Annotated in this window: 22 protein-coding genes; 9 read left to right on the forward strand and 13 right to left on the reverse strand. The window is 58.3% G+C overall.

Annotated features, from left to right (window positions below; genetic code table 11):
- Nucleotides 1–38 precede the first annotated feature (38 nt).
- From ACR0BI_RS20225 to ACR0BI_RS20240, 4 genes are all read right to left on the reverse strand, one after another.
- On the reverse strand, nt 39–1,007 hold the full coding sequence (locus ACR0BI_RS20225) for a carbon-nitrogen hydrolase family protein (protein ID WP_170425418.1): 969 nt from the start codon (nt 1,005–1,007) through the stop codon (nt 39–41).
- A gap of 130 nt (nt 1,008–1,137) precedes the next feature.
- Nucleotides 1,138–1,488, reverse strand: coding sequence for a hypothetical protein (locus ACR0BI_RS20230; RefSeq protein ID WP_170397963.1), 351 nt, complete (start codon nt 1,486–1,488; stop codon nt 1,138–1,140).
- Nucleotides 1,485–1,958, reverse strand: coding sequence for a VOC family protein (locus ACR0BI_RS20235; protein WP_170397960.1), 474 nt, complete (start codon nt 1,956–1,958; stop codon nt 1,485–1,487). Before ACR0BI_RS20235 ends, ACR0BI_RS20230 begins: the two co-directional genes overlap by 4 nt.
- A gap of 137 nt (nt 1,959–2,095) precedes the next feature.
- A complete protein-coding gene (locus tag ACR0BI_RS20240) occupies nt 2,096–2,662 on the reverse strand; it encodes a cupin domain-containing protein (protein WP_170425413.1) in 567 nt (188 codons plus the stop codon).
- A gap of 149 nt (nt 2,663–2,811) precedes the next feature.
- Between ACR0BI_RS20240 and ACR0BI_RS20245 the strand changes: the two genes are divergently transcribed.
- Entirely contained in the window at nt 2,812–4,089 is a 1,278-nt protein-coding gene (locus tag ACR0BI_RS20245; RefSeq protein WP_223117341.1) for a 4-aminobutyrate--2-oxoglutarate transaminase, read from the forward strand.
- Between the two features lie 2 nt (nt 4,090–4,091).
- Complete coding sequence (locus tag ACR0BI_RS20250) at nt 4,092–5,567, forward strand: NAD-dependent succinate-semialdehyde dehydrogenase (protein WP_170609187.1); 1,476 nt, start codon at nt 4,092–4,094, stop codon at nt 5,565–5,567.
- A 59-nt stretch (nt 5,568–5,626) separates the two neighbouring features.
- Here the strand turns inward: ACR0BI_RS20250 and ACR0BI_RS20255 are convergent, their stop codons facing one another.
- The 5 genes from ACR0BI_RS20255 to ACR0BI_RS20275 form a co-directional block, all read right to left on the reverse strand.
- Nucleotides 5,627–6,832: an MFS transporter gene (locus ACR0BI_RS20255; RefSeq protein ID WP_170407966.1), complete on the reverse strand. Its 1,206-nt coding sequence runs from the start codon at nt 6,830–6,832 to the stop codon at nt 5,627–5,629.
- An 86-nt stretch (nt 6,833–6,918) separates the two neighbouring features.
- Entirely contained in the window at nt 6,919–8,670 is a 1,752-nt protein-coding gene (gene ggt, locus ACR0BI_RS20260) for a gamma-glutamyltransferase (RefSeq protein WP_480562875.1), read from the reverse strand.
- 84 nt (nt 8,671–8,754) lie between these two features.
- Complete coding sequence (locus ACR0BI_RS20265; protein WP_170397943.1) at nt 8,755–9,186, reverse strand: universal stress protein; 432 nt, start codon at nt 9,184–9,186, stop codon at nt 8,755–8,757.
- On the reverse strand, nt 9,183–11,792 hold the full coding sequence (locus tag ACR0BI_RS20270; protein ID WP_170397940.1) for a TRAP transporter permease: 2,610 nt from the start codon (nt 11,790–11,792) through the stop codon (nt 9,183–9,185). The genes ACR0BI_RS20265 and ACR0BI_RS20270 overlap by 4 nt, the downstream gene beginning before the upstream one ends.
- A 107-nt stretch (nt 11,793–11,899) precedes the next feature.
- Complete coding sequence (locus tag ACR0BI_RS20275) at nt 11,900–12,862, reverse strand: TAXI family TRAP transporter solute-binding subunit (RefSeq protein WP_170397937.1); 963 nt, start codon at nt 12,860–12,862, stop codon at nt 11,900–11,902.
- A 242-nt stretch (nt 12,863–13,104) separates the two neighbouring features.
- Here ACR0BI_RS20275 and ACR0BI_RS20280 point away from each other — a divergent pair, with 242 nt between their 5' ends.
- From ACR0BI_RS20280 to ACR0BI_RS20290, 3 genes are read left to right on the forward strand one after another with little or no spacing between them, the layout of a single operon-like run.
- Nucleotides 13,105–15,495 carry an ATP-binding protein gene (locus ACR0BI_RS20280; RefSeq protein WP_170425407.1) on the forward strand — a complete coding sequence of 797 codons (2,391 nt, stop codon included), beginning with the start codon at nt 13,105–13,107 and terminating at the stop codon, nt 15,493–15,495.
- Nucleotides 15,492–16,109 carry a response regulator transcription factor gene (locus ACR0BI_RS20285; RefSeq protein ID WP_170397932.1) on the forward strand — a complete coding sequence of 206 codons (618 nt, stop codon included), beginning with the start codon at nt 15,492–15,494 and terminating at the stop codon, nt 16,107–16,109. The genes ACR0BI_RS20280 and ACR0BI_RS20285 overlap by 4 nt, the downstream gene beginning before the upstream one ends.
- On the forward strand, nt 16,106–16,855 hold the full coding sequence (locus ACR0BI_RS20290) for a phosphate/phosphite/phosphonate ABC transporter substrate-binding protein (protein ID WP_480562874.1): 750 nt from the start codon (nt 16,106–16,108) through the stop codon (nt 16,853–16,855). The genes ACR0BI_RS20285 and ACR0BI_RS20290 overlap by 4 nt, the downstream gene beginning before the upstream one ends.
- A gap of 127 nt (nt 16,856–16,982) precedes the next feature.
- Here the strand turns inward: ACR0BI_RS20290 and ACR0BI_RS20295 are convergent, their stop codons facing one another.
- The 3 genes from ACR0BI_RS20295 to ACR0BI_RS20305 are packed head-to-tail and all read right to left on the reverse strand — an operon-like array spanning nt 16,983 to nt 20,529.
- Nucleotides 16,983–18,494, reverse strand: coding sequence for a heme biosynthesis HemY N-terminal domain-containing protein (locus ACR0BI_RS20295; protein ID WP_480562873.1), 1,512 nt, complete (start codon nt 18,492–18,494; stop codon nt 16,983–16,985).
- Nucleotides 18,495–18,504: 10 nt separating this feature from the next.
- The gene (locus ACR0BI_RS20300) at nt 18,505–19,761 is read right to left on the reverse strand and encodes a COG4223 family protein (protein ID WP_480879073.1); all 1,257 of its coding nucleotides are present in this window, start codon (nt 19,759–19,761) and stop codon (nt 18,505–18,507) included.
- Nucleotides 19,762–19,815: 54 nt separating this feature from the next.
- A complete protein-coding gene (locus ACR0BI_RS20305; protein WP_170407952.1) occupies nt 19,816–20,529 on the reverse strand; it encodes a uroporphyrinogen-III synthase in 714 nt (237 codons plus the stop codon).
- A 97-nt stretch (nt 20,530–20,626) separates the two neighbouring features.
- Here ACR0BI_RS20305 and tsaD point away from each other — a divergent pair, with 97 nt between their 5' ends.
- The 4 genes from tsaD to ACR0BI_RS20325 are packed head-to-tail and all read left to right on the forward strand — an operon-like array spanning nt 20,627 to nt 23,376.
- Entirely contained in the window at nt 20,627–21,724 is a 1,098-nt protein-coding gene (tsaD, locus tag ACR0BI_RS20310) for a tRNA (adenosine(37)-N6)-threonylcarbamoyltransferase complex transferase subunit TsaD (protein WP_170407950.1), read from the forward strand.
- The gene (locus ACR0BI_RS20315; RefSeq protein WP_480563157.1) at nt 21,721–22,683 is read left to right on the forward strand and encodes an NAD(P)H-dependent glycerol-3-phosphate dehydrogenase; all 963 of its coding nucleotides are present in this window, start codon (nt 21,721–21,723) and stop codon (nt 22,681–22,683) included. The genes tsaD and ACR0BI_RS20315 overlap by 4 nt, the downstream gene beginning before the upstream one ends.
- A gap of 1 nt (nt 22,684) precedes the next feature.
- The gene (locus ACR0BI_RS20320) at nt 22,685–22,954 is read left to right on the forward strand and encodes a YciI family protein (RefSeq protein ID WP_170425387.1); all 270 of its coding nucleotides are present in this window, start codon (nt 22,685–22,687) and stop codon (nt 22,952–22,954) included.
- Entirely contained in the window at nt 22,954–23,376 is a 423-nt protein-coding gene (locus ACR0BI_RS20325; RefSeq protein WP_170425384.1) for an EVE domain-containing protein, read from the forward strand. Before ACR0BI_RS20320 ends, ACR0BI_RS20325 begins: the two co-directional genes overlap by 1 nt.
- Before the next feature lie 222 nt (nt 23,377–23,598).
- Here ACR0BI_RS20325 and ACR0BI_RS20330 read toward each other — a convergent pair whose 3' ends face one another.
- On the reverse strand, nt 23,599–23,940 hold the full coding sequence (locus tag ACR0BI_RS20330) for a DUF2853 family protein (protein WP_170397892.1): 342 nt from the start codon (nt 23,938–23,940) through the stop codon (nt 23,599–23,601).
- Nucleotides 23,941–24,025 lie beyond the last annotated feature (85 nt).

A 24,025-nucleotide genomic window follows, 5' to 3' on the forward strand; every position in this document is an offset into this window, starting at 1 on the left:
TTTTTCCTTTCTGCCGATACCGAAAAGCTGGGCCGGTATCAGTCTGTGCCAGAGCGCCCTTTGTAGAGATACAGATTGTCGGGCTTGGTCGCGGCGTCTTCAGTATATCCCAGCGCCGTTCTGGGGTCGGATGCAGCGACGCCCGCAACGTCGCCTTTCTGCGGAATGCGCAGCGGGCCGAGCGTGTGCAGATAGGCATCCGCCCCGCTGGAACGGTCATAGACCGGGAACTCCGCCTCGCGGTCGCGGAAGCTTTTGAGAACCTGCCCCAGACCTTTCAGTCCGACCTCGCGTTGGCGGCGGACCTGATCAAGATCGATCTCGATAGGGAAGATATCCTCCTGTCCCGCAGACTGGTGCAGCACGGTGGCCGAGGGATCAACGACCAGTGAGCGGCCCACGCCCCCGGCGGCCAGCCCGTTCACGTCAAACACATAGCATTGGAACTGCGCAGCGGTCGCCTTGGCGATCGACAGCTCGGCCTCGCGGTCGGTTGTGCCGGTCAGAACCGGGTGCAGCAGAACCTCGACCCCTTGGCTGGTCAGGTGGCGGGTGGTTTCGGGGAACCAGATGTCGTAGCAGATCGACAGGCCAAACCGGCCCACATCCGGCACATCAAAGATGCAGAATTCGGTACCCGAGGCGATGTTCTGTTCATAAGGTTTGAACGGGAACATCTTGGAGTATTTTGAGACGATCTCACCTTCGGGGTTGATCACCACCGAGGTGTTGAAAATCCGTCCATCTTCGTGCTTTTCGAACATCGAACCGGGGATCAGCCAGATCCCATAACGCCGAGCGGCATCCTGAAAGCGCGACAGGTCGTCATTGGGAAAGGGCTGGGCAAACCGGTCGAGCGGACCATGAGGCGCCAGTTCGCTGAACAGGGCCATCTGGGTCCAAGGGAACCGCGCCATCATAATGTCGATCCGGTGCAGCATCGCGTCGACATTCGACTGCAACGCACCGACATGCATCTGGATTCCGGTTATCGCAAAAGGGGTCATTTTTCGTTTCTTCTCATTTTCTTGCCGATTGCGACCGCCGATTTGATCCGGCGTTCTTCATCGGAACATAAAACCGTGTGGTCACGCAAGCCTGCTGTCCTCAGGCTATGGTTTTCCGAGGCGACTGCCCTCATACTGCGGCTTCCTCGGCGGTATCTTCTGCCTGCGGTTCCACAAAATCGATGTCGTTGCGAACCCAGAAGAACCGGAATCCGCAACTGCGCAGCCATTTCTCAAGCCGATCAAGGCTGGACCACTCCCGCCGCAGCCCGCGCGTGGATTCGACCAGCGCCCATTGGCCATCGACCAGAAAGTATACAGTCCAGGTATTGGGATGCGCCGAGTGGTTGGCAAAGCCGCCGCTGATCACCTCACGCGCCGTGCGAACGGCGACCGGATAGTCGCCGATGCGACCCTCAGCCGCGAGAATGGCCAGATCGTTTTGACGGATCGTGAATGTGGGAAGGGGGGCGTCGTTCATGCAGCCTCGATCTGCGCCGCGTCCAGCAGCGCTTTGCGCCGTTCACTGATATCCGCTGGCTTCAGGTTTTCGACGCGGGTCGCCAACGTCCAGACATGACCAAACGGATCGGCAATCGTGGCGCAGCGTTCGCCCCAATAGGTGTCCGCCGCCTCAGCGATCAGGCTGGCACCGCTTTCCAACGCGACTGCAAGGGCAGTGTCCACATCTTCGACATACATATGATGCCCAATCGGAGTAACTGTGCCCGGAATGGCGGGGCCGTGCGCACCCCATCCGGCGGTGACAAACAGCATCGAGTTGCCGATCTTGATCGAGGCAAAGCCGGGGGCCTCATCCGCGTCATAGGCCTGTATCTTCGCATCAAAGGCGCTTTCGTAGAAAGTTAGCGCGGCATCGACGTCGGCGACGGCAAGCGATGCGGTGCAGGTGCGATAGCCACGTGGCAGAGTGGCAGGTTTCTTTTTCATTCCGGTACTCACTGAATTGGGCGGCGGACACCCTGGATTATCTGCAGGAATTTCCCGCACTATGCATCATACTGTGGATCAAACCAGGAGATACTGCAACACTATGATGCATAGTGCTGAAATTTCTGCCGTGATGCTTAGAATGTAGGCGGAGTGCAGGCGCTGATGACCCGGCAAACTTCGGGGCCGACCTGCCTGAACCGGTGCGGGGTGCGACTGTCGAAATAATAAGCATCGCCTGGTCCCAGTACCTTGCGCTTATCACCCACGGTCACCTCCACCCGACCCGAAATGACAATACCGCCCTCTTCCGCCTCATGCCCGTACATCACGCGACCGGTGTCAGCCCCTAGCTCGTAAGTTTCCTGCAAGATCATCATCGCGCGACCATGCAGGTTTGATCCTACCTGCCGCAGAGACAGCCCACCCTTTCCGATCTCAGTAAGTTCTTCTGAGGCGTAAAACACGGTCTGCTCAGGTTCGATTTCGAAGGAAAAGAAATCGGACATGCCAATCGGTATGCCTTGCAGAATACGCCGTAACGCACCAACCGATGGATTCATCTTGCCCGACTCGATCAGTGAGATGGTTGAGTTCGGCACATCCGACTTCTTGGCCAGCGCCCGCTGAGATAAGCCTGCACGCTCTCGCAAGGTTCGCAGGCGCAATCCGAGGGTCAAATCCTCTTGGCTGGTGTTCTTCATGTTCAGTATCCGCAACACTTGATCCTGCCGGGACGGTAAATCAATGGCTTATGAATCACAAGAAACAGGCTTTCGCTTGCAGGCGCAGATACTACAGTCGCGCAGTCAAACATACGGGCACCGCGCCCGGAAACGGGAAAGGACGCAAGATGCTGAACGCTCAGATTGCTGAACGCCGGAATACCTCGATCGCGCAGGGCGTGGGGATGCAAACGCAAGTCTATGTGGACCGTGCCGTGAATTCCGAGGTCTGGGATGTCGAAGGCAAACGCTATATTGATTTCGCCGCAGGCATCGCCGTTGTGAACACCGGGCATTGCCACCCCAAGGTGATGGAGGCTGTTCAGAAACAGGCCGCGAACTTCACCCATACCTGCCATCAGGTTCTGCCTTATGAGAGCTACATCCGCCTGGCCGAGCGCCTGAACGAGAAGGTGCCCGGCGACTTCACCAAGAAAACCGTCTTTGTCACTACAGGTGCCGAGGCGGTCGAGAATGCCGTCAAGATCGCGCGTGCTGCCACTGGCCGCCCGGCTGTAGTGGCCTTTGGCGGCGCTTTTCACGGCCGCACCTTCATGGGCATGTCGCTGACCGGCAAGGTTCAGCCCTATAAAGCGGGCTTCGGCGCGATGATGCCCGATACCTATCACGTCCCGTTCCCGATCGATCTGCATGGCACCTCGACCGAAGATTCGCTGGGTGCTTTGACTAAACTGTTCAAGGCCGATCTTGATCCGGGCCGGGTGGCCGCGATCATCATCGAACCGGTTCAGGGCGAAGGTGGCTTCTACCCCGCTCCGGCTGAGTTGATGCGTGGTCTGCGCGCGCTTTGCGACGAACATGGCATCGTTCTGATTGCCGATGAGGTACAGACCGGCTTTGCCCGCACCGGCAACCTGTTCGCGATGGACGCTTATGACGTCTCTGCTGATATCACCACCATGGCCAAAGGTCTGGCAGGTGGTCTGCCGCTGGCCGCCGTCACCGGTCGTGCCGAGCTGATGGACGCCGCGCACCCGGGTGGTTTGGGCGGAACCTATGGCGGCAACCCGCTGGGGATCGCCGCCGCCCATGCTGTGATGGATGTGATCGAGGAAGAAGACCTGTGCACGCGCGCCAATGAGCTGGGCTCGCGCTTGAAACAGCGTCTGGAATCGATCCGTTCCCGCACGCCCGAGATTGTAGATATTCGTGGTCCGGGCCTTATGGTTGCGGCCGAGTTCAACACGACCGACGGCAGCGCCCCGAATCCCGATATGGCAAACGCCATACGGGTCGAGGCATTGAAGCGTGGATTGATCCTGCTGACATGTGGCGTATATGGGAACGTAATTCGTTTCCTCGCGCCGTTGACGGTGCAGGACGAAATCTTCGCCGAGGCCATGGATATCCTCGAAGCCTCGATCGACGCTGCCAAAGGAGCCTGAACATGCTGGATACCAAAGTGACCAAGCTGGAGCTGAAAGATCCCAGCCTTCTGGAACCCCGCGCCTATATCAACGGTGAATGGGTCGAAGGTGAGGCAACGTTCCCTGTCTACAACCCCGCGACTGGTGATCTGATCGCCAATGTGACAGATGTCAGCATTGAAGGCACAACACAGACCATCGATGCAGCTTACGCTGCGAAGAAGGAATGGGCTGCTCAGACTGGCAAGGAACGCGCCGCCATTCTGCGCAAATGGTTCGACCTGATGGTCGAAAACGCAGACGATCTGGCAACCATCCTGACCGCCGAGATGGGTAAACCCTGGCCCGAGGCGCGCGGTGAAATCCTATATGGCGCGTCCTTTATCGAGTGGTTCTCGGAAGAGGCCAAGCGTGTATACGGCGACGTCATCCCCGGCCACCAGCGCGACAAGCGCATCGTGGTGCTGAAGCAGCCCGTGGGCGTAGTGGGATCAATCACGCCTTGGAATTTCCCGAACGCAATGATCGCGCGCAAAGTTGGCCCAGCGCTGGCCGTGGGCTGTACCTTTGTGGCGCGCCCAGCGACGCTGACGCCGCTGTCGGCGACGGCGATGGCGGTTTTGGGTGAACGTGCGGGTATACCAGCGGGTGTGTTCAACGTGATCCCGGGCACCGACAGCTCAGGCGTCGGTAATGAGCTTTGCACCAATGACAAGGTCGCCAAGATCACCTTCACCGGCTCGACCCGTGTAGGACAGATCCTGATGCGTCAGGCGGCGGGCACCATCAAGAAGATGTCGCTGGAACTGGGCGGTAACGCACCATTCATCGTCTTTGACGATGCCGACGTGGATGCCGCCGTGGATGGCGCGATGATCGCGAAGTTCCGCAACAATGGCCAGACCTGCGTCTGTGCCAACCGCATCTATGTGCAGGCGGGCGTCTATGACGAGTTTGCTGCCAAGCTGGCCGAGAAGACAAAATCTTTGAATGTCGGCGACGGCTTTGGCGACGGCATCACCACAGGTCCCCTGATCAATCAGGCGGCGGTCGACAAAGTTGAAGAACATATCTCGGACGCGGTTTCCAAAGGGGCGACTGTAACGCTGGGCGGCAAACGCTCGGATCTGGGTGGGACATTCTTTGAACCCACCGTTCTGACTGGCGTAACCCGCGACATGGTTGTGGCAAAGGACGAAACCTTCGGCCCCGTCGCTCCGCTGTTCAAATTCGAGGAAGAAGACGACGTCGTCAGCATGGCCAATGACAGCGAGTTCGGCCTGGCCTCGTATTTCTACAGCCGCGATCTGGCGCGCGTCTGGCGTGTGGCCGAGGCGCTGGAATCGGGCATGGTGGGCATTAACACTGGCCTGATCTCGACCGAAGTCGCCCCGTTCGGCGGTGTCAAACAATCCGGTCTAGGCCGTGAGGGTTCGAAATACGGGATCGAGGATTTCCTTGAGATGAAATATCTCTGCATGGGTGAAATTCAGTAAGCGCCTCGTGCCTTGAAAATTCAACGCACTCGCAGTCCGCTGCGGGTGCGTTTTTCGTTTCAGACCGATGCGTGCCCGCGCAGACGGAACACCAACGGCATCATCACCAAGACCAGAGCCGCCGAGAAAAAGAACGGTGCGCCGGGCAGATAAGTGCCTTCGCCATCGACCGACGCCTGAAAGATGCCGGTCATCACCAAAGGCGACAGAACCGCAGCGACAGAAGACAGTGACGCGATGACTCCCTGCACCACGCCCTGCCGGTCTTCGTCCGCCTGGTTCGAGGCCATAGCCGTGATCAAGGCAGGCACGAGGTCGGACAGCGCGGCAAGCAGAATAAAGATGACAAGGGCCGTAACCGTTACGGTAAACCCAAAGCCGATCATTCCGACCAATGCCGATACCATCCCCAGCAGCAGGGTTCGGTAATCGCCGATCCAGCGAATGAAGACCGGCATCAGTCCGGCTTGGACGAAGGCCAACAGCACGCCGTATGCGGCCAGCGACAGGCCGATATACAGCGTGGACCAGCCAAACACCTCTCGTATCCAGAAGGCCCAGAGGGTGGGGTAGACCATGTTGGCAAATTCAAAGATGAAAATACACAGCAGCGGCACTGCCAGCCCCGGAAAGCGGAAGGCGTCAAAGATCGATTTGAACGGGTTCAGGTCGCGCTTGCCAAAGGGGCGGCGCTTTTCTGGTTTCAGGCTTTCGGGCAGGACGAATACTCCGAACAGGGCGTTGGCGGCGGACAAGACCGCGGCAATCCAGAACGGCGCAGTGATACTGATCCCGGCAGCGATGCCGCCGATGGCTGGGCCAAGCACAAACCCAATCCCGAAGGCCGCCCCGATCAGACCGAAATTCGCCGCCTTCTCAGTCGGTGAGGATATGTCAGCGATGTAAGCCGTTGCGGTAATATAGGTCGCCCCCGCAAGCCCCGCGAGCGTTCGCCCCAGAAGAAGCAGCCAGAATGTTTCGGCCAGCGCCATGATCACATAATCCAGCGCCAACATGGTCAGCGCTGCGATCAGGATCGGCCTGCGGCCAACCGCATCCGAAATGCTACCCACGATAGGTCCGCACAGGAACAGCGCCCCGGCATAGGCGGCCATCAGCAGCCCACCCCAAAAAGCCCCCTGCCCGGTATTGCCCGCACCGACGCGATCCATCAGGTCGGGCATGATCGGGAACACGATGCCGATACCGATGGCATCAATCATCAGCGTGATCAGGATAAAGGTTATCGCGCGGCTTTTGAACATACCGCCCTATCGGACGAGTACGCTGTTAAAGCAAGAGAAAAGGGCTGCGTGGTACAATTGTCCAACAGCCCTTTTGCAGTTCGCCTTTATTGGCCTAGTGCCACGCCTTCGCGGCGCGGATCAGCCGCTCCGATCAGCTGGCCATCCTTGATCAGGATGGCGTGAAGCCCACTGTTGAGATCGACCTGTTTGACCTCATGCCCCTTGGCTGTCAGAGCATCAGCGAATTCGGCAGCGGATGTTCCCTGCTCCAGATCCATCGCAGACCCGTTGCGATGCACAAAATGCCCGGTTTCGATGGCATCCTGCGGGTCCATTTCCCAATCCAGGATCGCAATGATCGTTTTGGCCACATAGTTGATAATGCGGCTACCGCCGGGTGAACCGATCAGCAGATAGGGCTCACCATCCTTCATCACGATAGTTGGTGACATCGAACTGCGCGGGCGTTTGCCACCCTCAACGCGGTTGGCCACCAGACGGTCGCCATCCTTTGGTGCGCGGTCGAAATCGGTGAGTTCGTTGTTCAGCAAGAAACCCCGCACAAAAACTCGGCTGCCAAAGGCGGTCTCAATAGTGGTCGTCATCGACAGCGCGTTGCCGTACTGATCTCGGATCACGATATGGCTGGTGCCGGGACGATCCGGGTTTTGCGAGGGCGCAAACAGGGCGGTGTGATCACGTGGCGGCTCACCTGCCTGACGCTTCTCGCTGGCTGCAGCAGGGTCGATCATCTCCGAGCGCAGCTTTAGATAGTCCGTGTCCAGAAGACCCTTGACCGGTACATCGATAAAATCGCTGTCGGCCATGTAAAGCGCGCGGTCGGCATAGGCCAGCTTGGCGGCCTCGGCATAGAGATGCGCCATCTCGGCGTTCCACCCAGTGCCTTCGAGGTCGAAGTTGCTGAGTATCCCCAGAATCTGCCCGACGGTCAGGCCGCCGGAGGTTGGCGGACCCATTCCGCAGACATCGTAGCCGCGATAATCGGCGCAGACGGCGGGGCGGATTTTGACGCGGTAGTCGGCCAGATCTTCAAGCGTGATGTTGTTTTCCACCTTGGATGTGGCATCCACTGCCGCCACGATATCTTCGGCGATGGGGCCGCTATAGAAGGCGCCTGCACCCTGATCGGCCAGAATGCGCAGGGTTTCGGCAAACTCGGGGTTCCGTAGTAAGGTTCCAGCCTGCAGCGGCGTGTCATCTTCGTTGAAGAAATACGCTTTGCCCGCCGGGAACACACCGACTGAGCGCTCACGTTCAATCGTGCTTTGGATCGAGTTTGCCATGCGGGGCGAAACCTCAAACCCCTGCTCGGCCTGATCGATGGTAGACTGGAACAGCGAGGCCCAGTCTTTCTTGCCATAGAGGTTATGGGTCACTTCCATCAGGCGCAGAATGCCCGGAACGCCAACAGATTGTCCGCCTACAACAGCTTCGGGCCACGGCATCTTTTCACCGTCCGGTAACAGAAACCGTTCAGGCGTGGCTTTCGCAGGGGCTTTTTCACGCGCATCAAAGGTGGTCAGAGTTTTAGCCGACGCATCCCAATACAGCATGAACGCACCACCGCCGATGCCCGATGATTGCGGTTCAACCAGATTGAGCATCAGCTGCACGGCAATCATCGCATCTGCGGCTGTGCCACCTGCGGCCAGCACATCATATCCGGCTTTGGCAGCAATGGGATTGGCGGCCGAGACCATGAACTCGGTGCCAGTCACCGAGTTTTTGTCCTCCCAACCATAGCCATATTCCGGCGCAGGGTCCTGCGCATTGGCCGCGCAAGCGACAACACCCAACGCCAGAACGGCGCCGGTTTTCATGAATGTCTTCATCATAGAAATCTCCCGGTAAGGATCTGCGAGATTGGCTACTGAGTAACAAACTTCAAATGGCAGATTCTCAGCTTAAATCCGATCGATTTACCGCACAACATATACTGACGTGTGCGAATGCCTCACGACGCGCGCCGCATTCGGACCAAGCAAATAGTCTTTCAAGTCAGGCTTATGCGCGCCGATCACGATCAAGTCCGAGCCCGCGCCTTCCGCGGTTTTGAGAATCTCCTGATAGGCGCTGCCAGTTGCCACCACATGACGGACCTTGGCGTTGCGCTCTTCCCCCAGCGTGGCGGCGCAGAGGGCGACCAGCTTTTCATGAGCCTCTTCAATCACCTTTTCGTGGTGGTGGGGCTCAAAAAAACTGCTGACAAAGCCTTCGCCATAGTCAGGTGTCACGGTCACGACATCCAGCCGCGCGCCATCCATTTCGGCCAGCGCTGCGGCGCGTTCAAGGACAGCAACATCAAGATCGCCATTGCTGATATCCACAGCGCACAGAATTGCTTGGGTCATGCGGGTTCTCCCTGTTTTGCGGCGCGGCCGCGCTGGAGGAAGGCGACAAGACCCAACAGGATCAGCGCCGGGATAAAGATCAGCTCTTTCGCGGGCTGGCTTTGCGGGGCCTGAATGCTGGTGATGCGAACGGCATCGTCAGCATAATAGTCGAACATGTCCAGCTCATCCGCGACCGGCGTACCGAACATCGGCTCGTCGAGCTTGACCAGACCATCCTCTTCCAGCGTCATCAGCCCTAGGGCGTCGACACGCGCTGTGCCGTCGGCCCCTTCCGGAATGTCCAGAACCACGGTGGTTTCGGTCATATTGCCGGTGTCAAAGTCAGGACCTGCAACCTCGATCCGCATGGTGCTGCCCGGTGCGGCCTCACCCACGGCCTGCGTCAGCTGTGCCGGTTCGATCTGCGCAAAGGGCGGTGCGATGCGGTTCATGAAGAAATCCGGACGGAACAGCGCAAAGGCGATCAGAATCAGCGCCACGCTTTCATAGATGCGGTTCTTGGTCAGGAACCAGCCCATGGTGCCGGCAGTGAAGATCAGGATCGCGATGGTCGCAGAGACGGCCACCAAGATTCCCTGTACCCAGCCCACATCGATCAGCAACAGGTCAGTGTTGAAGATGAACACGAAAGGCAGTGCCACGGTGCGCAAGCTGTAGAAGAAGGCGGTAAAACCCGTCTTGATCGCGTCCCCGCCCGAAACGGCGGCGGCGGCAAAGCTCGCCAGACCAACCGGCGGTGTCACATCAGCCATGATACCGAAGTAGAACACGAACAGGTGCACCGCGATCAGCGGCACGATCAGCCCATCCTGCGCGCCCAATTCCACGACCACACCCGCCATCAGCGAGCTGACCACGATATAGTTCGCCGTGGTCGGCAATCCCATCCCGAGGATCAGGCTGAGCAGACCCACCAACGCCAGCATGGCGATCAGGTTACCGCCTGACAGGAACTCGACCAGATCGGCCATCACTTGGCCCACGCCGGTCAGCGTCACGGTGCCCACGATCACACCCGCAGTGGCGGTGGCCAGCGCGATACCAATCATGTTGCGCGCGCCGTCGATCAGCCCGTTCCACAGGTCGACGACACCGGCCTTGAAGGCATTCGCTGTGTCACTTTCACCCCGGAAGATCGACTTGAGCGGTTTCTGCGTCAGCAGGATCACGAACAACAGCGAAGTCGCCCAGAAGGCTGATAGGCCCGGTGATTTCTGTTCGATCATCAGGAAATAGACCAACACGATGATCGGTAGCAGGTAATGCAGACCGGCCTTGTAGATTTCGGCAATTACCGGCAGTTCAACCTCTTTGGCATTAGGATCGTCAGGCACCAAGTCCTCTACTCCGGAAGCCAGCCAAAGCAGGATCAGATAGGCCAAAACGATCAGCGCCGACAGGACCAGACCCGACGCATCGGGCATGAGCGCGACAATCGCTTTGATCGGGTACTGGATGCCATAGCACAGCCCGGCAAAGCCCACGAAGAACAGCGCCATTCCACCGATTGTGCGCCCCATCGAAACGACGCGGTCGCCCAGCGTCGGCATGTTCCGCTTCACCGCTTCAAGATGCACAATGTAGACCAGCGCGATGTAGGAAATCGCAGCAGGCAGGAAGGCGTGGGTGATCACCTCAACGTATGAGATGCCCACATATTCCACCATCAGGAAGGCAGCAGCGCCCATCACCGGTGGCATGATCTGGCCGTTCACGGATGAAGCGACCTCAACCGAGCCCGCTTGTTCGCTGGAAAAGCCCACACGCTTCATCAGTGGGATAGTGAAGGTGCCGGTCGTGACAACGTTCGCAATGGACGAGCCCGAGATCAGGCCGGTCGCCGCAGAACCAACAACAGCCGCTTTGGCCGGGCCACCGCGCAGGTGCCCCAGCGCGCCAAAGGCCATCTTGATAAAGTAGTTGCCCGCGCCCGCCTTATCCAAAAGCGCGCCGAACAGCACGAACAGGAAGACGAACTTGGTCGACACGCCCAGCGCGATGCCAAAGACACCTTCGGACGTGATCCACATATGGCTCATCGCCTTTTGCAGGCTGGCACCTTTCCAGCGGATCACCTCGGGCACCCACTCGGAGGAACCAAAGAAGACGTAGGCCAGAAAGATCGTGGCGATGATCGCCATTGCCGGGCCAAGCGCGCGACGCGCGGCCTCGAACAACAGCAGCAGGCCAACAAGGGCAAACCACTTGTCCGTATCGTCTGCCAGCCCCCCGGCATCGACGATCTTTTGATAGAAGAAATAACCATAAAGCGCCAGAAATGCGCCCACGATCCCCATGATCCAATCCTGAATCGGGATGTAGTTCCGCGGGCTGGATTTCAGTGCCGGATAGGCCGAAAAGGCCAGGAACATCGCAAAGGCCAGATGAATCTGGCGTGAGTTGTTCACTACACTGCCCGGCAGCAGATAATTCGATAGGGGAGAGGCCAGAACGACCTGGAACACCGACCACAAAACCGCAACGATCGCCAGAAACAGCCCGACATTTCCCGCCGGATCACGCGCGCCTGCATCTGATGAGGCAACCAGTTCCTGAAGCTCTTCTTCGGAAAGAGGGCGATTGCCCTGTGTGTCGGAACTCATGTTGGTATCTCCCTGTCCTTCGGCCTTGGTTTTTACGGCCGTCTTGTCTCCGGTTTAGCCCGGATATGAATCGGGGCGCCCCGAAAGGCGCCCCGTGTCAGGTCTGGTTACTGAATCCAGCCTTTTTCTTTGTAGTACTTCTCAGCACCCGGATGCAGCGGTGCCGACAGGCCGTCCGCAATCATCTCTTCTGGTTTCAGGTTGGCAAATGCCGGGTGCAGCTTTTTGAAGTCATCGAAGTTCTCGAAGACCGAGCTGACAACCGCATAAACCGCGTCTTCCGACACGTCAGCCGAAGTCACGAAGGTTGCACCAACACCAAATGTCGAGGTGTCACCATCCGAACCACGATACATGCCACCTGGGATGGTTGCGGTACGGTAGAAGGAGTTGTCACCAACCAGCTTGTCAACCGCGTCGCCGCTGACGTTCACCAGAACCGAGTCACAGGCGGTGGTTGCTTCCTGGATCGAACCCGATGGGTGACCAACGGTGTAAACCATCGCATCGATCTGGTTGTCGCACAGGGCAGCGGACTGTTCAGCCGCCTTCAGCTCGGTCGCCAGTTCGAAATCGTCGGTGGTCCAACCCATTTCGCCCAGCAGCACTTCCATGGTGCCACGCTGACCGGAACCGGGATTGCCGATATTGACGCGCTTGCCCTTCAGGTCTTCGAAATTCGAGATACCCGCGTCGGCACGCGCCACAACCGTGAACGGCTCTGGGTGTACCGAGAACACGGCACGCAGGTTCTCAAACGGGCCGGCTTCTTCGAATTTCGAGCTGCCGTTGAATGCGTGGTACTGCCAGTCCGACTGTGCCACCCCAAACTCAAGCTCGCCTTCGCGAATGGTGTTGATGTTGTAAACCGACCCCCCAGTCGACTCCACCGAACACCGGACCCCGTGCTCTTTCCGGCCCTTGTTGACCAGACGGCAGATCGCGCCACCCGTCGGGTAATAGACACCCGTAACGCCGCCAGTTCCGATCGTGATAAATTCTTCAGCATATGCCGCTGGTGCCATCAGGGCCGCCGCGGCAAATGCGGTGATTGAGGTTTTCTTGAACACTTTGACACTCCTGTTGTCAGTCTTTTTTGATCTGTGGGGTGCCTGAAACCTTTCAGAACACAACAGAAAAAATCGCACTGGAATCAGGCCCCCCGATGATAAAGAGGAAAGCGAAACCAAACAGCAGGTGTCTATACGGTAGATTACGTATAGGCTTGGATTCAGATATAGGGGAAAGAGGGTAACTGATCACATTCTGTGACTGTGATACCGACCCGTGCAGAAGGTCGTTTGGACAAGAATTGAACTACGCAGGGCAACAAGAAATACGCCAGGACCACACTGAGCCAGCCCGCAGGCGAAGATCGCTGCGCGCCACGCTTGCGCTGTGTTTGGGTGGGCTGCAGTTCATCGCCATCCTTTCGGTGATCCTGTCGACCTTTGTCAGCTCGGAGAACGCGCTGTTGCGGCAATCCCGAACATCGCTAAACGAAGTCAGTGTCAATGTCATCGGCCAAGTCAAAAGTTTTCTGAACCCCGCCCGGCAGGCCTTGGATGCAACTCGGCGACTTGCTGAAAATGACGTACTGGATATCAGCGATCCTGGCGTATTGGAAAGCCATTTTTTTCAACAGCTACAGGTCGCGCCTCAACTCGCAGGGATGTATCTGGCCGACGCGACGGGCAGGTTTGTCTACGTCATGCGCGCGGAAGAGCCCGGACGTTATCGCACCAAGTTCGTTCCGCCATTCCTGCCCGGCACCGCGGAACATCCCGCCGATTTCCAATGGCGCAACGATCAGTTCACATTGCTGGAAACGGCCACTACCCAGACTGACACCTATGAGGCGCGCACCCGGCCCTGGTTCAGAATGGTGACCGAAGCCAAAGCACCGATCTGGACAGAGCCTTATATCTTCTTCACCACGCGCCAGCCGGGGATCACTTATAGTGTCCCCATATTGGACGATACCGGAGCTATCCGTGCCATTTTGGGTGTCGATATCCAGATCGACGCCCTGTCGGGATTCCTGCTGGACATCTGGTCGGAACGACGCGGTGCCGCGCTGGTTCTGAACGAAAATGGCGCGGTGCTGGCGCATCCAACGCTGGTGCTGATCCGGCAGGAAGCACATATGGAAGCGCCCGAGCTGACGCGTGTGGACCAAATCGCAGACCCCATCGCGCAAAAGGCGTTCGGAGATGTCGTGCAAACCGGTCTGAGCGACACGGAAGGACCGGTTCATACCGATTTCCAGCTGAACGGTCAGGACTATGTGGCGATGCTTATCGAGGTGTCCGAGCCGGGGCTGCGTTGGTTGATCGGGCTTTATGCGGCCGAGGACAACTTTATCGGCGAGATCAAGAAGAACCGGACGCAAGGCGTCTGGATCGCGCTTGCCATTGCCATTCTGACCGGCGCAATCGGACTTGCCATGGCCGACCGGATCTATGCCCCTGTGCGCACCTTCGCCAGCCAGAGTCAGCAATTGCGCAGCGGAGAGATCACCACCGAAGAAGGCCTGCACAGCCCCTATCGCGAGCTGGAAGATACCGGTGCGGCTCTGACTCAGGAAGTTCGGCAACGGCAACGGTTCGAAACCGCCTATGGCCGCACCTTCGATCTGGCCTCGCGCGGGATGGCGCAGATCTCGCCCGAAACGGGGCGGTTTCTGCGGACCAACGAACAGCTGTGCGATATCATGGGATATCAGCCGGATGAATTGGAGAAGATGACGCTGGCCGACATCCTGCCGGAAGATGAACAGCAGATCGCGGTCAAGTTTCGCGAAACCCTGCTGCAGGATTCCGAGTTCATCGCCGAAAACCAGTTTATCCGAAAAGACGGATCCCCCATCTGGTTGCGGGTCAATGCCATTCTGATCCGCGATGAAAGCGGTACCCCTGATCATGCGGTTGCCATTATCGACAACGTCAGCGATCGAAAGCAGGCCGAGGATGAAGTAAGCCGCCTCAGCCGCGATCTGTCCCATGTGGCACGGGTCAACCTGATGGGCGAGATGGCCTCGGGGCTGGCGCATGAGCTGAACCAACCGCTAAGCGCGATTTCCTATAATGTCGACGCCGCAAAGATCACGCTGGATGAAATCGGCGATCCCGATCCTGAGGTGATAGAAATCCTTTCGGATATCGACCGCCAGTCGCGCCGTGCGGGCGACATCATCCGCGCCCTGCGTGATGTGGTGCGTAAGGATCGCGGACGTCAGACTCCGTTTGAACTGAACGGGTTGATCCGGCAAACCGTCAGCCTGATGGACGCCGAGGCGAAGTTACACGAGATCAAGCTGCTTTATGAAGAAACCGACCTTCCTCTTGTCATCGGAAACCGGACGCAGATCGCTCAGGTTCTGGTTAACCTGTTGCGCAACGCGATCGACGCCTTGGCCCTGGATCCGGATGGCAAGGGTAAAATCACCATCACTACAAAGACTAGCGATGAACTGGTCGAGGTGCGGGTTGAGGATAACGGGCCCGGGATTAGCGATGGTGTCACCTTGTTCAACTCGTTTGACACCCAGAAGACCGACGGGATGGGGCTGGGCCTGTCCATTTGTCGGACCATCGTCAAAGCCAATGACGGAGCCATTTGGTACGAGCCTACTGAGACGTCCGGGGCGCGCTTCTGTTTCACCCTGCAGCGCCGCGATCAGCCCAAGGAGGATCACGCATGACCTTTGAGCCGCTGGTCGTCTATATCGTCGATGACGATGAAGATGTGCGCGTCGCCTTATCTCGGTCGCTCAGCAAACGCGGACTACGGGTCGAGCATTTTGCCGATGCGCAGACATTTCTGAATCAGGTGCATGAGGACGCAAAAGGTTGCCTGATCCTGGACTATGGCATGCCCGGCATGGACGGGCTGGAATTGCAGGAACATCTGAACCGGCGCGAGTCGACCATACCGGTCATTTTCATCTCGGGTCACGGCGGCATTCCGGAATCCGTGCGGGCCACCAAGGCGGGTGCAATTGATTTTCTGGAAAAACCCTTTGACCTGCAGGTGCTGATCGAACGGATACAGGCCGCGTTTGAAATAGGCGACCGTCTGCGCGCCGAGAAATCGCGACGTCAGATGCTTGCGGATAAGCGCAGACTTTTGACCGACCGCGAGGAGCAGGTCCTGCAACATATTCTGACCCACCCCGCGCGCACGTCGAGCAAGGAGATCGCAACTGCCTTGGGTATCAGCCCCCGCACGGTAGAAATTCATCGCGGGCGCATCCAGCAGAAGGTCGGCGTGAAAACCACGATAGAGCTGTATGAACTGTTCGGGCAGATGCAATGATCGCAAGCCTGATGATGTATGCCCGCCCTCAGCTTGATGAGGCACATCTGCGATACTGGAACCTCATCCGTGACAATCTGAACCGCGCCGGGATCGAGAGCCCTGAGCATCTGTCGCAGGACGCCGAGGAATTCTCGGTCTGGCAGCACCCGGAACTGGTGCTCAGCCAGACTTGCGGCATGCCGTACCGGACATGGCTGCACGATAAGGTCGCGTTGGTTGGCACGCCAGACTATGGTCTCGACGGGTGCCCGCCCGGCTATTACCGCAGTGCTCTGGTCGTGCGCGCCGATGATCCACGCACAAATCTGATGGCGTTTCGGGAAGCGGCGTTCGCTTACAACCAGACATTTTCGCAATCTGGCTACGCCGCGCCTTATTGGCATCTTGAGCCGCATGGCTTTTGGTTCAAGCACCGTGTGCAAACCGAAGGTCACCTGAAGTCGGCGCATGCCGTCGCGGAAGGTCACGCCGATATCGCCGCCCTTGATGCGGTTTCTTGGCGATTGATGGCTGAGTATGAAGAGTTTGCCGCATCTCTGCGGGTGTTAGAGTGGACGGACCCGACGCCTGGCCTGCCATTGATCACTGCGGAGGGTAACGATCAGCAAGCGATTTTTACAGCGGTTGAACGGGCAATTGCGCAGTTGGATGATGCGGATCGTACTGCCTTGGGGATCAAAGGTCTCGTGAGGATTCCGGCCGAACGTTATCTGGACGTGCAAAACCCGCCGGGATCGGTTTAGTCGTCTTGTGTGCCGGTGTCGCCGACGACAGCCGATAGCACATAATGGCTTTGGTCGCCCTTGATCAAAATCGGTGGGCCGGGCTGTTTAAGCTGCGGAACGACGCTTTCAACGCCGAGACCGCGCGTTAGGTCTGTCGCGCGACTTCCTCCGTGACCGGCTCGGCCTTTCCCTCGATCATGTCCTCTTCGACCGGCTCTTCAAGTGACTCTTCAGCACTTTCTTCAGGTTCCTCTGCCTCTTCAGCCTCTGATTGATCCTCAAGCGCGCCAACGATCAGAGGCAGCATGTGCACACCCGTCGCACTAGCAATCTCGGGCGTCTGAGGCGTCTGCCAGCTGAGCGTATCGAAGCTGCCGCAGTTCTGGCACACCGGTCCCCATTCAGGCTGAATGTCGTGGCAATTGGTGCAGACCCATTGCGGCCCGCGCGGTGCGTTCAACGCCTTGGCCAGCCAACCCTGAACCACCGCGTCCGAGGCGCCCTCGCCCCGTTCAATCGCAGCCATCAGCGTGTAGGCCCGTGCATCCCCCTGCTTTTCGACAACATCACCCAGCGCGCGTCGCGCTTCGGGGAAGTCTTCGGCTACGATGTTCAGCTCGGCCAAAATCAGGCGTGTTTCCATATTCTCTGAATGAATGCGGGTCAAAGCGGTGAACCGCTTGATCCGCTGTTCAGGTGTTTCGTCTGGCACAATCTCGGCAAAGGCATGGGCCAGATCTGGGTGAGGCTGTACTTCCCACGCCTTTTTCAGAATCTTGGTGGCTGCACGCGGTTTGCCCTTTTCGATATAGGCGCGCGCGGCCATGGCGGCTGCTGGGACAAGATCGGGTGAAAGGCGGTTTGCCTCAATCGCATGTTCCTGCTGTTCGACCGTCGCCGTGTCGTCCAGCAGCACTTTGGCCTCGGACAAAGCCAGGACTGCGTCGCGCCGTTTGAACACGTCGCGCGGCAAATACCCGGCCTTCAGCTTCGAGGTCAACGTGGACCGCGCACCGGCCCAATCCTGCGCTTTGGTCTGCAGGTTCAACAGCACATCCTGCGTTTCTTCATGCCGGGGTTTGAGGGCCAGAGCCTTCTCGGCCAGCTTGCGCGCGGTTTCATCATCGCCTTCGGCCAGCTTTTGCTTCATGATCCCGCGCACACCGACAAATCGCGTGGCGTTGTTGGTGACCAGCTTCTTGTAAGTCTCGGACGCTTTCTTGGTATCACCGGTCATCTCGGCTGCCTGCGCCACCAGCAAATTGGTCAGTTCCGGATTGTTCAGCAGCTTCTCGGCCTTGTTCGCCTTGGTCATTGCCACGCGCCCCTCACCCGAGGCAAGCGCCATCAACCCGTCCGCCAGAGCCTGATATCCCCGCTTTTCCCGACTGCGATCGAAATACCGTGAAAGGGCGGTTTCATCACCGTTTAGGAATTTCAGCGTGGCGATCAGCAGCGTAAGCAGCTTGAAGAACAGCCAGACCGCAAACACCAGCACGCCCAGCGCGATCACTGATTGCAGCGGGCCCAGTGTGTATTCGGTGCCGGCGACGGTGATCTGCACGCCGCCGGATGATTCCATCAAGAACCCAGCACCCATGGCCAGCAGGCCGATAATCGCAACAAAAACAAGGATCTTAAACAATGACCACAGCATGGCAGGTCCTTCAGTTCGAGTTCAGGCTTGAAGCAAGCGTATTTGCGGCCTCGACGGCAGAGGCCCGTGTCTGCGCCGCCTGCTCCCAATCCGCCAATGCGGTCTGCGCCGCTTCGGGCAAGGATTTCAGTTCGGTCAACGCCTTAGTGACATCACCATCCGCCAACGCCGCTTGAGCGCGTGACAAGACCGCGTCCGGATCTTCGCCCTCTTGCGGGGTCACCGACCGCGCGCCTGTCTGGCGCTGCAAGAAAGCAACCAAGCCGGTGCCTTTATCGGCATCACGGGCATCCGCCAGTGCGGCGCGGGCTGCGGGGGCAAATGAGCTGCGCAGCGCCGAAAGGGTCTCAACTCCGTCCTTCGAAGATGCAGCCAAGGCATCGGGTACATCGACACCACCGGCTTTCAGTTCAGAGACCAAATCTTCATAGGGTTGACCGGCATCCAATTGACCATGCAAACGCGACAGGATGGCGGCGTTGGTCGCCGCGCGCGCCTCGGCCGAAGCTTTAGCCTCTAAAGCCTGCGCGTCTGAGACCATCTTCTCCACTTCGCTACGCTGAGCGGCCAGAGAATCCTGTAGTTTCTTCAATTCTGCCTCGAACGCGGCTGTGGCCTCGGGCGAGACATTTGCTTCAAGCGGCTGCTTCTCAAGCGCGGTCAGGCGTTCCTCAAGCGGGTCGACCTTACCGGTCAGGCCATCAACACTGCTCTTCACGGCAGTAAGATCGCTTTCGACCGGAGCAAGCTTATCCGACAACGCCTTGATCTGATTTGACAAGCCCGAGACATCGGGGCCTTCAGCAAGAGTTTTTGTCAGTTGGGCAATCTGATCGGATTGTTCCGCCAGCTTCGACTCGAGTGCGGAAATTGCGTCCGAGCTATCTGCTCCTTGAGACAATAACCCGCTGTTGCCTGCAGCAAATCCGAGGCCTGCAGCAATAACCCCGCCCAACAAAGCCGGAACAAACCCACCGCGTTTTTCGACTGTGCGTTCGATCACCTTTTCTTCGGTCGGCTCGGCCCTGTTCAGGGCTTCGGCTTCGGCTTCGGCTTCGGCTTCGGCTTCGGCTTCGGCTTCGGCTTCGGCTTCGGCTTCGGCTTCGGCTTCGGCTTCGGCTTCGGAAGTCAATTCGTCCGCAGCGTTATCCGCGTCAACGGATTTCTCATCCGAGACTGCATCACTTTCGGTCTCGGCGGCTTCTACCACCTCTTCGACGCTGGGGTCTTCGACCGGTTCCTGATCGGGTTTCTTCTTATCAGCCACCGCGTTAATCCCCTTATCGATTCCCAAAACACATGAACAACAGACTAACCCAAGTTAATCTGCACCCGGCGCGCTCTCAACCCGCATCACGTGTTTCACGAGTTTTTTCACGGCTTTCTGCATTTTGTCCGGGGTCGGTTCATCCGCGATCTTCAGCCGCTCGAAACTCAGTGTTTTAAGGGGTTCCGCTGTGGCTTCGCTGATCGCGGCCAGCCACAGAGGCGCGGATCCGGCCCAGACATCGGCAAATTGTCGCGCTGTGCGGGGCGAAAATAGCGGGGCGATGATGGGCTGATCACCCTCGGCGGCGTGGGAAGCCTCATCACTCAGCGGCAAAAGCTGTTGCCGATAAATCGGCTGTTCGCGGGTGGTCAGCCCGGATTCAGTCAAACGCGCGGCGACGTTGCCACGGCTGTGTTCTCCGCGCAGATGTAGCAGCGGGCTGTTTGGCTTGAGTTTGAGCAGATTGGCCACCAGCCCTTCGGCCGTCGCACCCAGCATCTGCGCTTCCCACCCTGCTGCCTGCGCTGCCTGCGTGGTCACCGGACCAACGCAATAGGCGGGCAGGCTGCGTTCCACATTCAATACGGCGGCGGCATTCACGCCATTTGCCGAGGAAAAGATCAGTCCAGCAGAATCATCGGACTCAACCATGACACCCAGCGGTTCGATTTTTAACAAGGGCGAATGGATAACCGCGACTTGCGACCGAATGTGGTCCGGCAGTTGCGCAACGAACCTGTCCGAGGCGGCGCGAGGGCGGGTCATCAACAAATACAACGGTCGGCGCCTTCGGCCTTGGGATTGTTTGCATCCGCGCGGGGTGATACCCCGCTTGGCAATCATGATGCAACGGATCAGGCCTATGGTGCAAACACTTACCGTCCTTGGACTGGAAAGCAGCTGCGACGACACCGCAGCCGCCGTTGTGCGGCAGGGCACAGGCGTAGGGGCCGAGATCCTGTCATCCGTGGTGCATGGCCAGACTGAGTTGCACAGCGCCTATGGAGGTGTCGTGCCCGAGATCGCGGCGCGCGCGCATGCCGAAAAGCTGGATATTTGCATCAAACAGGCTCTAACACAGGCCGATATGGGCTTAGATGATCTGGATGCAATCGCCGTCACCGCCGGGCCAGGTCTGATTGGCGGCGTGATGTCCGGTGTGATGTGCGCAAAGGGTCTGAGCGCAGCGACCGGGCTGCCGCTGATCGGGGTGAACCATCTGGCCGGGCACGCGCTGACGCCACGCCTGACCGACGGGATTGCCTTTCCCTACCTGATGCTGCTGGTGTCGGGTGGTCACTGCCAATACCTGATTGCGCATGGTCCGGAGCAATTTACCCGACTGGGCGGTACGATAGATGATGCCCCCGGTGAAGCCTTCGACAAGACCGCCCGGCTGTTGGGCCTGCCGCAACCCGGTGGCCCCTCAGTCGAGGCTGAGGCGCGCGCGGGCGATCCCAAACGTTTCCGCTTTCCCCGGCCCCTTCTGGATCGCCCCGGATGTGACCTGTCTTTTTCGGGACTCAAGACCGCGCTGATGCGGATGCGGGATAAGGTCGTAGCCGAAAAAGGGGGGCTGACCCGACAAGATCGCGCTGATCTGTGTGCCGGTTTTCAGCAGGCTATTGTTGATACCTTGGCTGAGAAAACCCGCCGCGCGATTGCCCAGTATCTTGAGACATCACCGTCAGAACCGGTTATTGCCGTTGCCGGAGGTGTCGCAGCAAATTCCGCTATTCGCTCAGGATTAGAGACTGTTTCCGCGGAAATGGGCGCCCGATTTACTGCCCCTCCGCTGGCTTTGTGCACTGATAATGCCGCAATGATCGCCTATGCGGGTATGGAACGATTCCGCACCGGTGCACGAGATGGGTTGGACCTGACGGCGCGGCCCCGCTGGCCCTTGGATCAAACCAGCCCTGCAATGCTGGGTAGCGGCAAAAAAGGGGCCAAGGCATGAGCGTGACCGTCCTTGGTTCTGGCGCATTTGGAACCGCTCTGGCGATATCTTTGGCGGGCAATGGGCCTGTAACTCTCTGGTCACGAGATGCCGAGCAAGCAGCGCAGATGCAGCACGGGCGCGAGAACCCGCGACGATTGCCGGGCGTTACACTGCCCGCCAGTGTTTCAGTGACAGCTGAATTTGAACAAGCGGCGCAATCCGATGTGTTGTTACTGGCCGTCCCAATGCAAAAGCTGCGCGATGCGTTGACGCAATATACCGGCGAACTGGGTGGCAAGGTTTTGGTGGCTTGCTGCAAGGGGATCGAACTGTCCACGGGGCTGGGTCCCGTTGCAGTCATCCGTCAAACCGTTCCGGACGCACTTCCGGCCTTGCTGACTGGCCCCAGCTTTGCCGATGATATCGCGCGCGGTTTGCCTACGGCGTTGACGCTGGCTTGTGATGATGCCGAACTGGGTGAAGCGCTTCAGCAAGAGCTGACAACTGCCAATCTGCGTCTTTATCGTACCGCCGATACCGTCGGGGCAGAGCTAGGTGGAGCGCTAAAGAATGTGATGGCTATTGGTTGCGGCGCGGCCATTGGTGCAGGGCTTGGCGATAGCGCCCGCGCTGCGTTGATCACGCGCGGATTTGCCGAGATGCAGCGCTTTGCCGCCCAGCGCGGGGCACGGCCCGATACGCTGATGGGGCTATCGGGGCTGGGTGATCTGGTTCTAACCTGCTCATCCGAATTGTCGCGAAACTATCGTTTTGGCCTTTGTTTGGGTCTAAGCAAGCCATTTGACAGCACCACAACCGTCGAAGGTGTCGCCACTGCGCAGGCCATGTCCGAAATCGCAGCGAGCGAAGGGTTAGACATGCCCATCAGCGCAACGGTGGCGAAACTCAGCAGCGGTGCCTACAGTGTCACCGACGCGATTCAGGCCCTACTGGGTCGCCCACTCAAGGAGGAATAATATGCTCATCGCCCTGATCGCCCGGGATAAAGCTGGTGCCCTACAGACCCGGCTGGACAACCGCACGGCCCATCTGGCTTACATTGAAGAAACCGGTGTTGTGGCGCAGGCTGGCCCGTTGCTGGACGGCGATGCAATGATCGGATCGCTGGTCATTCTGAACGTCGAGGATCTGGCCGCCGCGCAAGCTTGGGCTGAGAATGACCCCTACGCGCTGGCCGGCCTGTTCGACTCGGTTGAATTGATCCCGTGGAAAAAGGTCATCGGCTGATGGCGTATTGGCTGTTCAAATCCGAACCCTCGACCTGGAGCTGGGATCAGCAGGTCTGCAAGGGAGACGCGGGCGAGGAATGGGATGGGGTGCGCAACTACCAGGCCCGCAATTTCATGCGTCAGATGCAGATTGGTGACCGGGGTTTTTTCTACCACTCGCAAAAGGACAAGGAGATTGTCGGCATTGTCGAAGTCTGTGCCGAGGCCCATCCCGACAGCACAACCGATGATGAGCGTTGGGAATGCGTGGATATCAAAGCCGTCCGGTCTTTCACAATTCCGGTCAAACTGGATCAGATTAAGGCGGATGAGCGTTTGGGTGAAATGGTTCTGGTCAAGAATTCACGCCTTTCAGTGCAGCCGGTCAGCGATACAGAATGGCAGTTGATCTGCGCTTTGGGCGAGACAGAGGCGGATTGAATGAAAAGGGAAGGCCCTGACGACTTCAGAACCTTCCCTACCCCGCGTGCTCCCAAGCTCACCACACGCATACGGAATTCTGTTGGTTCTGACCGTCCTGGTCATATCCTGACCTTAGCCGATTTCAGAACCGCGCTTCAAACGCCAAGTATTTAGAGTTTCAATCAAATACAAAACACCCGCCGGTAAGACCGACGGGTGCTGAAATGGTTCTTGGCTGGGTCAGCTATAGACCGATTCTTTGCCGAAATGCTTGGTCAGCATGTAATAGACGACAGCGCGGTACTTGTTACGCTCGGACATGCCATAGGTCTCCATGGCCTTGTTGATCCCTTCCATCAGTTCGGGACCATCCGACAGGCCCAGCTTTTTGATGAGGAAGTTGTTCTTGACCGTCTCAAGCTCGCCTTCCTGGCTGGCCGCCACTGTCGACGCATCCGCGTCATAGATCGCCGGACCACAACCGATGGTGACCTTGGTCAGCAGGTCCATATCGGGGTCCATCCCGCATTTGCCTTTTAGATCTTCAGCGTATTTGGCGATCAATTCGTCGCGTTTGCCCATGTCCCAATCTCCTTAATCCATTGTCACGGAACTTTTTACCGATGCACGAGAGACTAGCCTTGTCGGCGGAATTCCCAAAAGGGAA

It is taken from the genome of Ruegeria sp. E5 (assembly GCF_056534105.1).